General features: G+C 66.2%; 12 protein-coding genes. 5 read left to right on the forward strand and 7 right to left on the reverse strand.

Features of this window, described 5'->3' with window-relative positions; genetic code table 11:
- Positions 1-66: 66 nt before the first annotated feature.
- Positions 67-606, reverse strand: coding sequence for an NUDIX hydrolase family protein (locus tag ACQCSV_RS03865; RefSeq protein WP_058930120.1), 540 nt, complete (start codon positions 604-606; stop codon positions 67-69).
- Positions 607-706: 100 nt separating this feature from the next.
- Positions 707-1,465, reverse strand: a complete 759-nt coding sequence (locus ACQCSV_RS03870) for a VOC family protein (RefSeq protein ID WP_354154720.1) — start codon at positions 1,463-1,465, stop codon at positions 707-709.
- A gap of 77 nt (positions 1,466-1,542) precedes the next feature.
- Between ACQCSV_RS03870 and ACQCSV_RS03875 the strand changes: the two genes are divergently transcribed.
- Entirely contained in the window at positions 1,543-2,145 is a 603-nt protein-coding gene (locus tag ACQCSV_RS03875; protein ID WP_426939178.1) for a YdeI/OmpD-associated family protein, read from the forward strand.
- Between the two features lie 31 nt (positions 2,146-2,176).
- Here the strand turns inward: ACQCSV_RS03875 and ACQCSV_RS03880 are convergent, their stop codons facing one another.
- The 3 genes from ACQCSV_RS03880 to ACQCSV_RS03890 are packed head-to-tail and all read right to left on the reverse strand — an operon-like array spanning position 2,177 to position 5,992.
- Entirely contained in the window at positions 2,177-3,343 is a 1,167-nt protein-coding gene (locus ACQCSV_RS03880; RefSeq protein ID WP_354159543.1) for an ABC transporter ATP-binding protein, read from the reverse strand.
- Positions 3,340-4,932 carry an iron ABC transporter permease gene (locus ACQCSV_RS03885; RefSeq protein WP_354154717.1) on the reverse strand — a complete coding sequence of 531 codons (1,593 nt, stop codon included), beginning with the start codon at positions 4,930-4,932 and terminating at the stop codon, positions 3,340-3,342. The genes ACQCSV_RS03880 and ACQCSV_RS03885 overlap by 4 nt, the downstream gene beginning before the upstream one ends.
- Positions 4,933-4,936: 4 nt before the next feature.
- Entirely contained in the window at positions 4,937-5,992 is a 1,056-nt protein-coding gene (locus ACQCSV_RS03890; protein ID WP_354154716.1) for an iron ABC transporter substrate-binding protein, read from the reverse strand.
- Positions 5,993-6,256: 264 nt separating this feature from the next.
- Here ACQCSV_RS03890 and ACQCSV_RS03895 point away from each other — a divergent pair, with 264 nt between their 5' ends.
- Entirely contained in the window at positions 6,257-7,006 is a 750-nt protein-coding gene (locus ACQCSV_RS03895) for an ABC transporter permease (protein ID WP_354154715.1), read from the forward strand.
- On the opposite strand, the gene ACQCSV_RS03900 is transcribed toward ACQCSV_RS03895, so the two are convergent.
- Positions 6,942-8,153: a glycoside hydrolase family 76 protein gene (locus ACQCSV_RS03900; protein ID WP_354154714.1), complete on the reverse strand. Its 1,212-nt coding sequence runs from the start codon at positions 8,151-8,153 to the stop codon at positions 6,942-6,944. The genes ACQCSV_RS03895 and ACQCSV_RS03900 overlap by 65 nt on opposite strands.
- Before the next feature lie 102 nt (positions 8,154-8,255).
- Here ACQCSV_RS03900 and ACQCSV_RS03905 point away from each other — a divergent pair, with 102 nt between their 5' ends.
- Together ACQCSV_RS03905 and ACQCSV_RS03910 are read left to right on the forward strand one after the other, a co-directional pair.
- Positions 8,256-9,053 (forward strand): SDR family NAD(P)-dependent oxidoreductase, encoded by a 798-nt coding sequence (locus ACQCSV_RS03905; RefSeq protein ID WP_354154713.1) that lies wholly within the window; start codon positions 8,256-8,258, stop codon positions 9,051-9,053.
- Positions 9,050-10,360 carry an acyl-CoA dehydrogenase family protein gene (locus ACQCSV_RS03910; protein ID WP_426939179.1) on the forward strand — a complete coding sequence of 437 codons (1,311 nt, stop codon included), beginning with the start codon at positions 9,050-9,052 and terminating at the stop codon, positions 10,358-10,360. Before ACQCSV_RS03905 ends, ACQCSV_RS03910 begins: the two co-directional genes overlap by 4 nt.
- 66 nt (positions 10,361-10,426) lie before the next feature.
- On the opposite strand, the gene ACQCSV_RS03915 is transcribed toward ACQCSV_RS03910, so the two are convergent.
- Complete coding sequence (locus tag ACQCSV_RS03915) at positions 10,427-11,269, reverse strand: DUF1684 domain-containing protein (RefSeq protein ID WP_354154712.1); 843 nt, start codon at positions 11,267-11,269, stop codon at positions 10,427-10,429.
- Between the two features lie 144 nt (positions 11,270-11,413).
- Between ACQCSV_RS03915 and ACQCSV_RS03920 the strand changes: the two genes are divergently transcribed.
- Positions 11,414-12,094, forward strand: a complete 681-nt coding sequence (locus ACQCSV_RS03920) for an NAD(P)-binding domain-containing protein (RefSeq protein ID WP_354154711.1) — start codon at positions 11,414-11,416, stop codon at positions 12,092-12,094.
- Positions 12,095-12,187 lie beyond the last annotated feature (93 nt).

Raw genomic sequence — 12,187 nt, forward strand, 5'->3', positions numbered from 1 at the left:
GCGGTCCGCCCTACAGTCTACAAAGCGGGGCGCCGGAAGTCGGGGACGCCGGAGATCCCGCGGGCGTCAGTGACCCACTCCGGCAAAGGCCAGCGCCTGGCGGACCAGGGCGCCGCGGCCGCCGCTGAATTCGAGCTGGACGTCGGCGCTGAGCACTTCCGCCGGAGTCATCCAGGTCAGTTCCAGGGCATCCTGGCGGGGCTCGCATTCGCCGGTCACCGGGATGACGTACGCCAGGGACACCGCGTGTTGGCGGTCGTCGGTGAAGCCGGTTTGGGAGGGGGCCGGGAAGTATTCGGCCACCGTGAAGGGGACGGGGCTGATGGGGAGCTGCGGAAAGGCGAGCGGCCCCAGGTCTTTTTCCATATGGCGCAGGAGTGCGGCGCGGATGGTCTCGCGGTAGATCACGCGGCCCGATACCAGCGACCGGATCATGTTTCCGTCTTCATCAGCCTGGAGCAGCGTGCCAACCTCGTTCACAAAACCCAGCGGATCCAGCCTGACCGGCACGGCCTCCACATAGATCATGGGGAGCCTCCCGCGGGCCTCAAAAAGGTCTTCTTCGGAGAGCCAGCCGGGATTCGGGTCAGGAGTGCGAACGTTCATGGTTAAGTTCTACCCCATCGGACGGCCGTGGACCGCTGAGGGGTGAGCTCTCAGCGTAAAGCGTCGCCCAAAGCGCAGGAATCTCACCCCTCGGCCCGGTTCACTGTGAGGCGAGGCGCTGCGAGATCCAGAGGGTGGGCGGGACGTGCGGGGCGGCAGCGGCTGCCGCAGTCCCGGTGGTGCCTGCGGAATCGGGGTTGGCCACGTGCAGGGTCCGGCCGAACGCCTCCTCGGTTTCGCTGACGTCCAGCCCGGCGGCCGCGAGCCGGTCCCGCAAGGCGCCCAGATCGCCGTCGTACTCAAATCCCAGGCCGGACCGCGGCGGGCCGGATGCCGGGCGCACCATCAGCACCCCGCCGTTCTTGGCGGTGAAGTCGGCGGTTTCGTCTGCGTCCGGGACGGGGCGGAACCTGGCGCCGATGTCCTGAAGCGTCACCGCGGCCGCGCCGGGATCCGCCGTAAACCAGACGCCGACGACGGTGAGTGCCGGATCCGCGTCCGCCGCGTTGGGCTCCCGCGCACCTTTGTCGGCCAGGAAGCTGAAGCCGTCCCGGCTGGTGATGCGGCAGGACTCGCCGTGGTCAGCGGCAATGAGTTCGGCGACGGTGTTTCCGGATTCCTCCGCGGCCAGGGCGGTGCGCCGGGCGAATTCGGCGAGATCGCCCACCTCGACGCCCAGGGCCGTGGTGCCGTCGTCCGTGGCACCGGCGTCGGCCAGATGCAGGGCCAGCCGGCCGGAACCGGCGTCGAACTCCCGCCACGGGCCGTCATCAACGGTCTTGGCCAGGCCCAGGGCAGTCAGGATTGGCTCCCAACTGTCCGGCCGGGAGGTGAAATGGACGGGTCGGACACGCAGCATGGGTTCCTCCTCGAAACCGGGACAGGTGGACTACCGCCATCATGCCACTTCCTGCGGAAGGCAGGCAGAATAGGGCCATGGCCATTGAACTCGAGGAACTGCTGGTAGCGGACGCGGCGGAGTGGCGGCTGTGGCTGGAGGCCAACCACAACGAGAGCCCTGGCGTGTGGCTGGTGCTGCACAAGAGGGGCGGCAACACCACCGAACTGGACTACGAAGCCGCGCTGCAGGAGGCGCTGTGCTTTGGCTGGATCGACGGTCAGGGCAAAAGGCGCGACGACGACAGCTCCTTCCAACGGATGACCCGCCGCGGCCCGAAGAGCGTCTGGTCGGCGCGGAATGTGGACCGCATCGGGAAGCTCGAGGCTGCCGGCCGGATGACTGCGGCAGGCCGCGCGGCCGTCGACGCCGCCAAGGCGGACGGGCGCTGGGAGGCAGCCTACGTGGGGCAGGCGACGGCGGAAGTCCCGCCGGATCTGGCCGCCGCGATCGGTGCCGTTCCCGAGGCCCAGGCCATGTTCGACGTCCTCACGTCCGTGAACCGGTATGCCCTGATTTACCGGACGAATTCGGTTAAGCAGGCGTCCACGCGGGAACGGAAAATCGCAGGTTTTGTGGAGATGCTGGCCCGGGGCGAGGCGCCGTATCCGCAGAAGAAGAAGCCCGCCGGGGGTCAGTAGCGCCGGATTTCGAGAGGCTCAATCACCGGGGTTAGTCGTCGGCGGGATCCAGCGGGAAAGCCACGGCTTCGCCCACCACGCGCAGGCAGAGTTCCATTCCCGGCCGGGCTATGGAGGCGTTCCAGTGCCGGATGGTGATGACCTCGCCGCCGCCGGGATAGCGGTGGTCCGTGCCGCCCGCCAGCTCAGGCGACACCGAGAGTTTGAGCCGCACGGTGGTTTCCGGGCCGAAGTAGTCGGTGTCCACCACCACGCCGCGGATGGGCCCATCCTCGGCAATTCGGATCTGCTCCGGACGCAGCATCAGTTGCACCCGGCCTTGGGCCGGCGGCCGGCGCACGGGGATGCCGCCGAGCGAGCACGTGGCCAGCGAACCTTCCATCCAGGCATCCAGGATGACGGCGTCGCCGAGAAACTCCGCAGTGGCGCGGTCGGCGGGGCGGGTGTAGACGACAAAAGGATTGCCGATCTGGGCCAGCTTGCCGCCGCGCATCACGGCCACCTGGTCCGCGAAGGACAGGGCCTCGGCCTGGTCGTGAGTGACGAGGATGGTGGTGACGCCGGCTTCGTTAAGAACCTTCGCAACGGCCCGCCGCGTTGCCACGCGCAGGCCGGCGTCGAGAGCCGAAAAAGGCTCATCCAGCAGCATCAGCTCGGGTTCGCGGGCCAGCGCACGGGCCAGGGCCACCCGCTGCTGTTGACCGCCCGAGAGCTGGTGTGGCCGGCGCTTGGCCATAGAGGGGTCCAGGGAGACCATGTCCAGCAGTTCGTTGATCCGGCCTGCAACCGCGCGGCGGCCACCCGTGAGTTTGGCAGTGTCGAGGCCGAATGCGATGTTCTGGCCCACCGTCAGGTGCGGGAACAGCGCCCCGTCCTGGGCCACGTACCCCACCTGGCGTTTGTGCGCGGGCAGCCAGACGCCGTCGCCCGCCACCTTGGAGCCGTTGAGCGAGATGCTTCCGGTGGCGGGATGTTCAAAGCCTGCGATCAGCCGCAGGAGGGTGGTCTTCCCCGAGCCGGAGGGTCCCACGATGGCCGTGGTCCCGCCCTTGGCCACAGACAGGTTGACGCCTTTGAGGACGGCCTGGGAACCGAAGTTCCGGGTGACATCGGTGATCTGCAGGTGGCTGTTGGTGGTGGGTGCCACCGACGCCGCGATCCGCGGTTCCGGAAGCCTGGAGGGGGATTGTTCGGTCACTGTCCGGCCACTTTCTTGGACTGCTGGAAGAGAAGGTAGGTCATGGGCGCCGAGAGCAGGATCATCAGCAGGGCGTACGGGGCCGCGCCGGCGTAATCGATCTCGCTGCTCTTGCTCCAGAACTCGGTGGCGAGGGTCCGCGTGCCGTTGGGGGAGAGCAGCAGTGTTGCGGTCAGTTCATTGACGATTGCCAGGAACACCAGGGCCGCTCCACCGGCGGCGGCCGGTGCTGTCAGCCGGAGTGTCACCCTGATGAATGCGAGGAGTGGCGGTTTGCCCAGCGACTGTGCGGCCTCATCGAGTTCCTTGGGTGCCTGCGCCAGTCCGGAGCGGATGTTCACGAGTGCCCGCGGCAGGAACAGCAGCACATAGGCGGCGATCAGTACCCCTGCGGTCTGGTAAACCCCCGGGAAAACCCGGATGCTCACGGTCACGAATGCCAGGCCCACCACAATCCCGGGCATGGAGCTGGTGATGTAATTGGAGAGTTCCAGGGATTTGCTGAACCAGCTGGGGTGCCGCACGGCAAGGAAGGCCATGGGGAACGCGACGGCGGTGGTCACCACGGCACCGGCCAGGCCGTAGCCCAGCGTGGCCAGGAGTGCCGGCAGGAACTCGTCCGCAGTCCAGATTCCGGGACCGCCGGCGATGATCCAGCGCATGACAAACCACAGCGGGAGCCCGAAGGCCAGTGCGGTGAGGGCCAGCAGGGACAGCTGGGCAGGTGCGTGGTAGGAGTGCAGCGGAAGCCGCATTGCCTTGGCCTGGGCACCGGAGCCGACCCGGGCATAGCGTGCGGTGCCGCGTCCGCGGACCTCCACCACGAGCAGGATCAGGCAGAAGAACACCAGGACGCTGGCCAGCATGTTGCCGGCCGTGCCGTTGAAAGTGGACCGGTACTGCACCATGATTGCGGTGGTGAACGTGTCGAAGCGGATCATCGCGAAGGCGCCGTACTCGGCCAGCAGATGCAGCGAAACGAGCAGCGCGCCGCCGGACATGGCGATGCGCAGCTGTGGCAGCACCACCCGGAAGAATACACGCCAGGCGCCCAGGCCCAAGGAGGCCGCGGACTGTTCAATAGCGGGGTCCAGCCGGCTGAGCGTGGCTGCCGCCGGGATGTAGACCAGTGGGAAATAGGACAGTGTGGCGATCAGCACACCTGACCAAAGCCCCTCCAGCGAAGGCGCGGCAGAAACCCAGGCGTAGCTGTTCACAAAGGCCGGAATGGCCAAAGGTGCGGCCAGCAGGACCGCCCAGACCTTGTGGCCCCGCAGCTTTGTACGCTCCACGAGCCATGCGCCGCCTACACCCAGCACGAGGCAGAGCGGAACGGTGACCAGTATGAGCAGCACGGTGTTCAGGAGCAGTTCGCCTACACGCTCGCGGAAGATGAGCGCGACGGCGGTATCCCAACCGGTGGCGCCGGTCATGAAGATGACGTAGCCCAGCGGGAGCAAGGAAAACAGGGCGATCAGCACCGCCAGGATCGCTACCGCAGAAACGCCGAATGGCGGGCGGGGGCGCTTGCCCCGGCCCGCCGTCGTCGTGCTCCCCGAAGTTCGGGGTGCCGAGAGGTCAGTGGTCACTGAATTACAGCAGTCCTGCCTTGGTCATCAGATCCGTGACCTTCGCGGAGTTCAGCTTGGCCGGATCCACCTTGGGGGCCTGCAGGTCCTTGATCGGAACCAGCTTCTCGTTGGCGGCGACCTCGGAGGCGATGGCGTACTCGAAGGAGGTTCCGGTCTTAAGGACTTCCTGGCCCTTCTTGCCGGTGATGAATTTGACGAATTCCTGGGCCGCGGCCGCGTTCTTGGAGGACTTCAGTACGCCGCCTCCGGAGACGGACAGGAAGGCCCCCGGGTCCTGGTTCTTGAAGTAGTACTGAGCGATGTTATTGGAGTTTTCGCCGGTCTTGGCCTGATCGCCGAAGTAGTAGTAGTGGTAGATCAGGGCGGCGTCGATTTCACCGGCGTTGACGGCCTTCATGGCGGTGCTGTTGCCCTTGTAGGCCTTGGAGTTTTCCTTCATGGCCTTGAGCCACTCTTCGGTTGCGGCCTCGCCCTTGAGCTCGAGCAGCGCGGAGACGATCGCCTGGAAGTCAGCGCCGGACGGGGAAGCGCCCCACTTGCCCTTCCACTCCGGCTTGGCCAGATCCAGCATGGACTTGGGCAGCTGGTCTTCGCTCAGCTTGGTCTTGTCATACGCCAGAACAGTGGAACGGGCGGCAATGCCGGTCCACTTGTTGGTGCTCGGACGGAATTCGGCCGGCACTTGGTCAATCGTGGACTTGTCCACGTCGGCGAACAGCCCGGCGTTCTCCACCTGGGTCATGGCCGGGGAGTTCTCCGTGAGGAAGACGTCAGCCGGGGAGGCAGCGCCTTCCTGGATGATCTGGTTGGCCATCTCGGGGTCTTCGCCATTGCGCAGGGTGACCTTGACGCCGGTCTCCTTGGTGAAGGCCTGGACCCATTCCTCGGTCAGGCTTTCGTGCTGGGCGTTGTAGACCGTGATTTCGCCGGAAACCTTGGCGTCAGCGGCGGCGTTGCCGGTGGCCGCGGGCGTAGCGGCGGAGCCACAGGCTGACAGGCCGAGTGCGGCGGCGGCGGCGAGAGCGATTCCGGCCAGCGCGTTGGTGCGGATCTTCATGGGGGCTACTTTCTGCGAAAAAGTCAGTCGGACCGGGGTCCTGGTGAGCCGGGTAAGTTAGGGGAGGCTCACTCGAGAAACTGTAGGTTAGCCATACCTAAGCCGCCAAGCCCGATCGATGATATGTGATGAGGATCACATCAATTACGAAACCGTTGCGTGACTTAATTAGCCCAAGCAGGTGTGATGCGGCAGACCGGTCCCGATGTTCCCAACTTCGGCAACGGAGCCTGCGAATCGCGGTCCGGTGGCTATGCTGGCCTCATGTCCGAGCTCGCAGATTTCGTGCCGACACTGGCGGGCGTGGGTCTCCTGATGACGCTGACATTAGCCGCCCTGCTGGCATTCCATGTGCCGTCCCGGTTTCCTCCCGCACTGGCCATCCTTCGGGGAGCGGCGCAGCTTGCTGCAGTGAGTTTCATTCTTAGCGGCGTGATCACCAGCCCTCTCTGGGTCGGTGTTGCGTTGCTGCTGATGTTCGCCGTCGCCGTGGTGAGCGCCACGCGGCGGGTTGGCTGGAGCTGGCCGCGCCTCGCCGTTGTGGGAGGTTCGATGGCTGCGGGCATCACCGCCACGCTGCTCATCATTTTCGCCACCGGCGCCATCGGTTTCACTCCCCGCTATGCCCTGGCCATCGGCGGGATAGTGATCGGCAACGCCATGACCGTCGCGGTTCTGGCCGGCCGGCGCTTCGCCGAGTCCGTCCATGACCATTGGGAAGAGGTGGAGGGCTGGCTGGCCCTGGGTGCTTCGCCTCGGCAGGCAACCCTGGATCTCGCCCGCCGTTCGGTCCACGCTGCGCTGATTCCGGCCACGGACCAGACAAAAACCACGGGTCTGGTCACCCTCCCCGGAGCGTTCGTGGGAGCCATCTTCGGCGGGATTTCACCCTTGGAGGCGGGGCGTTTCCAGATCGTGGTGCTCGCGGCAATCATGGCTGCCGGCTCCGTCACTGCCGTCCTGGTTGTCGCCCAGCTTGCCCCGGTCCGGGTGCGGCCGGCTCTGCCGCGGTGAGCGGCGGCCAGGCCAGGCTGGCTGCGGCCTCCAGTGCCAGCCAGGCCTGGAGCTGGGTGGACAGTTCGACGGCGGCGTCTGGCGGATAGGTAGCGTCCGCCGCGCGGTGTGGCTGGGGAGAGAAAACGAGGGCCCCGTTGTCCCTTTGCGTTCTGCCTGCCCAGAATGCCTCGGCCGTGTCGGTCACTAGGCTGCGGGCGGTGGCCCGGATCCTTTCCGGAAGCCGTTCGTCCCGGGCGGCCAGCGCCAGATAGCGCACCAGGATGCCAGTGAACAGTCCGCCGTCACCGCCGCCCTCGCCACGTACGACGAGCCGCCCCGGTATGGTGAGCTCCTGCGCGACCGCGTCCACCAGCACCGCGGCCCGGGCGAGGTTGGCATCGCCGCCGAGCTCCAGCAGCGCTCCCAGCACGGGGCCTTGGTTGTAGGTGTAGATGGTGTTCTCCACCATCACTTCGCCGGCCGCATTGAGCCGCGCCCCGTCAATGTAGAGGCCCTGGGCCTTGTCAAACAGCACGGCATTGAGCCAGTCCACCAGCCGCTGTGCCTTGGCCTGCTGGCCTGTCCGGGCGTAGTAGAGCGCCACAGGGGCCGTGGCAGGGGTGTTCTTGAAATCGCGCTTTTTGCTCCAGAAGGTCCCCCCGCCCAGGTCGTCCGTGGAGGCGGAATCGAACTGAAGGGTCAGGGTTTTGTGGACCCTGGCGTTGCGGCGGCGTCCGGGTTTACGCGTCTCCTCGGCCAGGCCCTGCAGTCGGCGCGTCGCCAGAGCCAGCCAGGCCATGTCGTCGAAATAGTTGTTGACGAAAGTGAAGGCGTTGCGCAGGCGGATCCCGGTGACGAGCCTGGACGCGAGCTTGCCGGCGCTGGGGTGGTGCGGGCCGTTGAACCTGGCTGCAGGGGTGGCTCCGTTGCCCAGTTCGCGGCGCCCGGCGTCCACCAGGCAGTCCACGTAGTGGGCCTGCCACCAGTAGTGCCACGGGTGGAGGAGGTTCTTGAGGTGTTTCGACGGCCACTGCACGGCAGCGAGGTGGGTTCCCGGCAGGAACAGCAGGCGCCGGCCGAAAAGTCCCGTGACGGAGCGTGCCGCGACGTTGGCGCGCTCCTGCCAGTCGGCGGGCTGCCAGTTGGTGGGTTCGGCATCCGTCATCCGTTTAGCCTAGCGGGTGCGGCCCGCCCGAATTTCAGTTAAGATTCACTAACTTTTGTTTCGCGCCGGTCGCCGGTGTCGGAGCCGCATCAAGGAGGATGTATGGACGTCTTGGGTACTGTCGCGCTGATTACGGGTGGGGCGTCCGGCTTGGGGGCTGCCACAGCGAAACGCCTGTTCGACGCCGGCGCCTCGGTGGTGCTGATCGACCTGCCGTCCTCTGCCGGTGCGGCCTACGCCGCCGAGCTTAACGCCGCCGGCAGCGGTTCGGGGCCACGAGCGGCCTTTGTCCCCGCAGACGTCACCAACGAAGCTGAGGTGCAGGCCGCCGTCGACACCGCTGTGGCGCTCGGGCCGCTCCGCATTGTTGTGAACTGCGCCGGCGTCGCCACGCCGGGCAAGGTCCTGGGCCGGGACGGCGTCCTCCCGCTGGACACGTTCAACCGCGTCATCCAGGTCAACCTGATCGGGACTTTTAATGTGCTGCGTCTGGCGGCCGCGGCCATGGTTTCAACGGAACCTGTGAATACTGAGCTGGGCGGCCCTGAGCGCGGCGTCATCATCAACACCGCCTCCGTGGCTGCCTTCGACGGGCAGATCGGCCAGCCGGCCTACGCCGCGTCCAAGGGCGCCGTCGCCGCCATGACACTGCCGCTGGCCCGGGAACTGGCCCGATCCCTGGTGCGCGTGGTGACCATCGCCCCGGGCATCTTCGAAACGCCCATGATGGCGACGCTGTCTGACGAAGCCCAGGCTTCCCTGGGCCGGCAGGTTCCGCACCCGTCACGTCTGGGCAGGCCCGCGGAATACGCCAGCCTGGTGGCTCACATTGTGGAAAATGCGATGATCAACGGCGAAACCGTCCGGCTCGACGGCGCCATCCGGATGGGACCGAAATGAGCCGGCCCCGCACCGCCGAACCGCCCGCCTCCGAGCCGGCCATTTCGGGACCCGCAGCTTCGGGACCCCCAGCTTCGGAACCAGCTACCTCCGGGCCAGCGATCGACGACCTGCCCACTGCCGATTTTTTCGATTACGAGTCCTTCCTCAGCGCTAAGGAGCGGGCCAAGCTGGCCGAGCTGCGCGAGTTCCTGGCCACGGAGATCGCCCCGTACGCGTCGGACTGGTGGAACAAGGCGGAGTTCCCGGCGCACATCCTGCCCAAGCTCGCCGCTCTGGAGCTGAGCACGCCGGCTCAGCGCGGCTACAGCAATCTCTTCGCGGGACTGGTCATCGCCGAGATGACGCGCGTTGATACGTCGATCGCCACATTTTTCCTTGTTCACCACGATCTGTTTGTGGAGTCGCTCTACGGGTTTGGTTCGGCCGGCCAGAAGGCAAGGCTGCTTGCGGACGCGTCAAGCCTGCGCATCACCGGCGCGTTCGCGCTGACGGAGCCCGGCCATGGTTCCGATGTGGCCGGCGGCATGGAAACCCGTGCCCGGCGCATCTCCAGCGCAACGGGAAAGCCCGACGACGGCGGCGACTCGTGGGTGCTTAACGGCGCCAAGCGCTGGATCGGGAACGGGACGTTCTGCGACTACCTGCTGGTGTGGGCCAGGGACGAGGCCGTGGCCGCCGACGGGCAAGGTGCCGTCCGCGGGTTCATCGTTGATGCTTCATTGCCGGGTGTGAGCCGGAGCCGGATCGAGAACAAGATTGCGCTCCGGACCGTGCAGAACGCGGACATTGTGTTTGAGGATGTCCGGGTCGCCGAGTCCGACCGGTTCGCCGGCATCAGCAGTTTCGAGGACACCAACCAGCTCCTGCGTGGCTCGCGGATCATGGTGGCGTGGCAGGCCGTGGGGCAGCAGCTGGCGGCGTTCGACGTCGCCCGGCAGTACGCGGTCGAACGCCACCAGTTCGGCCGGCCGCTGGCGAAATTCCAGCTCATCCAGCAGCAACTGGTGACCATGCTGGGCAACGCGGTGGCGAGTATGGCCATGATGGCGCGTGTTGCCCAATTGCAGGACGACGGCGCGGCGGACATGCCGCAGGTGGCGCTCGCCAAGTCCTATACGAGTGCCCGGATGCGCGAGACCGTGGCGCTGGGGCGGTCCATCCTTGGCGGCAACGGGATCGTGACCGACTACAGGATGGCCAAAATCTTCGCCGATGCCGAGGCCATCTACACCTACGAGGGCTCGTTCGAAATCAACATGCTCATTGTGGGCCGGGCGGTCACCGGCGTCTCAGCGATCGTCTGACCCACCATTTAGCGCGAAAGGACACATGAGGCCCCGTTCCGCTGGGGCTTAAGTGTCCTTTCGCGCTCAATCAGCGAGGAGAAGCAGCTTTTCGCCGGCTTCGATCCTCGCATCCAGGCTGTTGCCTTTCACGGGCATGGGGCAGGTGCCGTACGGGGTGAAGGCGCTGGGGTAGTTGATGGCGCGGTTGAAGTCCAGAACCACAGTGGCCTTCCCTGACGCGTCAACCCGGGGCCGGGGGGTCGAGACTTTGCGCCATTCATCCGTTGATTCGCCGTTGGTTTCGTCATGGAACGTGATGGTCAGCGCCCCCAGTTGTTCCTCCTCGGCGTGCAGCCGGTACTCATGCTCAATCCCCGGTAGCCGGAAAACCACCTCACCCACCGAATAATGCACCCCGTCCACCAGCGGATTGGCGGTTCCGATCGGGATCGCCACAGGCTCGGGATACGCCTCGTAGGCTGCCTCGATCACCAGAGCCGGGTTGTAATCGAAGGTGGGAACGCCGTCGAACTCCGTCAGCACCGGCGACCCGGAATCGTGGGTCCGGATGGCGTACCGGTCCGCGCGCATGGCGAGTTCCACTACTACCTGCTGCCCGTCCGCACCGCCGAACTGCACCCACATCAAGGATTCCTCGTTGGTGAGGGAGGCCGTAATGGTCCCGTCCACGGGCTCGCTGGTTTCCGCCAGCGTCAGGCCGTGGTGCGCAGCAGCGGTGAGCGTCGCCGTCGTGCCGTCCGTTGACCAGAGGCCGGGGACCAGGTCGACGGCGGCGGGCCGGGATTCCAGCCACTGGAAGGAGGTGAGGGTCAGCCAGCCGTGGCGGGTGGCGAGGGCTTTGTTCCGGTTGGCGCGGAAACGCTGCCAGCGTTCCAGCTGCGCGGCGGCGTTGGCGGTGGTATTCATGATTCCTCCAAAAGGCGTCTGCATACAGTTCATTCCACCACGGCCGCGCTGCTGACGTGGCTCTTGTTCTGCCGGTAGCGGAGAGTAACGTCGAAAGCGGCGGAGTATCGTTCCAGAACTCCCACGGCGGAACTTGGAGGAACTATGAAAATCGCGGTCCTGGGTACGGGTTTTGCAGGCCGGACCCTGGCGGGCGCGCTGTCCGCGCTGGGACACGACGTGGTGGTGGGAACCCGCGACCCGGGCAAGACTCTTGCCCGCAGTGCGCCGGACGCCATGGGCACGCCACCCTTCAGCGAGTGGCACGTAGCCAACCAGCACATAGCACTGGAAACGTTCGCGGAGGCAGCAGCCGGGGCGGAACTGTTAGTCAATGCAACGAACGGCGCGGGTGCGCTCAGTGCCCTCGGTGCGGCGGGGTCGGCCAACGTGTCGGGGAAAGTGGTGGTGGACGTTTCCAACCCGCTCGACTTCTCCCAGGGCATGCCGCCGGTCCTGAACCCGGTCAACACGGACAGTAACGCCGAACGGATCCAGCACGCGTTCCCGGAGGCACGGGTGGTCAAAACCCTCAACACCATGAACGCCGGGCTGATGGTTGACCCCGGGCGGCTGGGCGGCGGGGACCACTCGGTGTTTGTCTCCGGCGACGACGCAGACGCCAAGAACACCGTGACGGCCCTGCTCCGGGAGCTGGGCCACCGCGATATTATTGACCTCGGAGACATCACCACCGCTCGTGGGACGGAGATGATGCTCCCGGTGTGGTTGCGCCTGTGGTCGGCGCTGGGGACTCCGGATTTCAATTTCAAGATCGTCCGCTGAGGTCCATTCCGGCAGGGCGGAGACCGGTGCAATATCTGAGACGGATTCCGCCTTCGCCATCCCGTGCAGGTAGCATCGATAGCTAGTAACGTG

It is taken from the genome of Pseudarthrobacter sp. S3 (assembly GCF_050156905.1).
Taxonomy (GTDB): Bacteria; Actinomycetota; Actinomycetes; order Actinomycetales; family Micrococcaceae; genus Arthrobacter.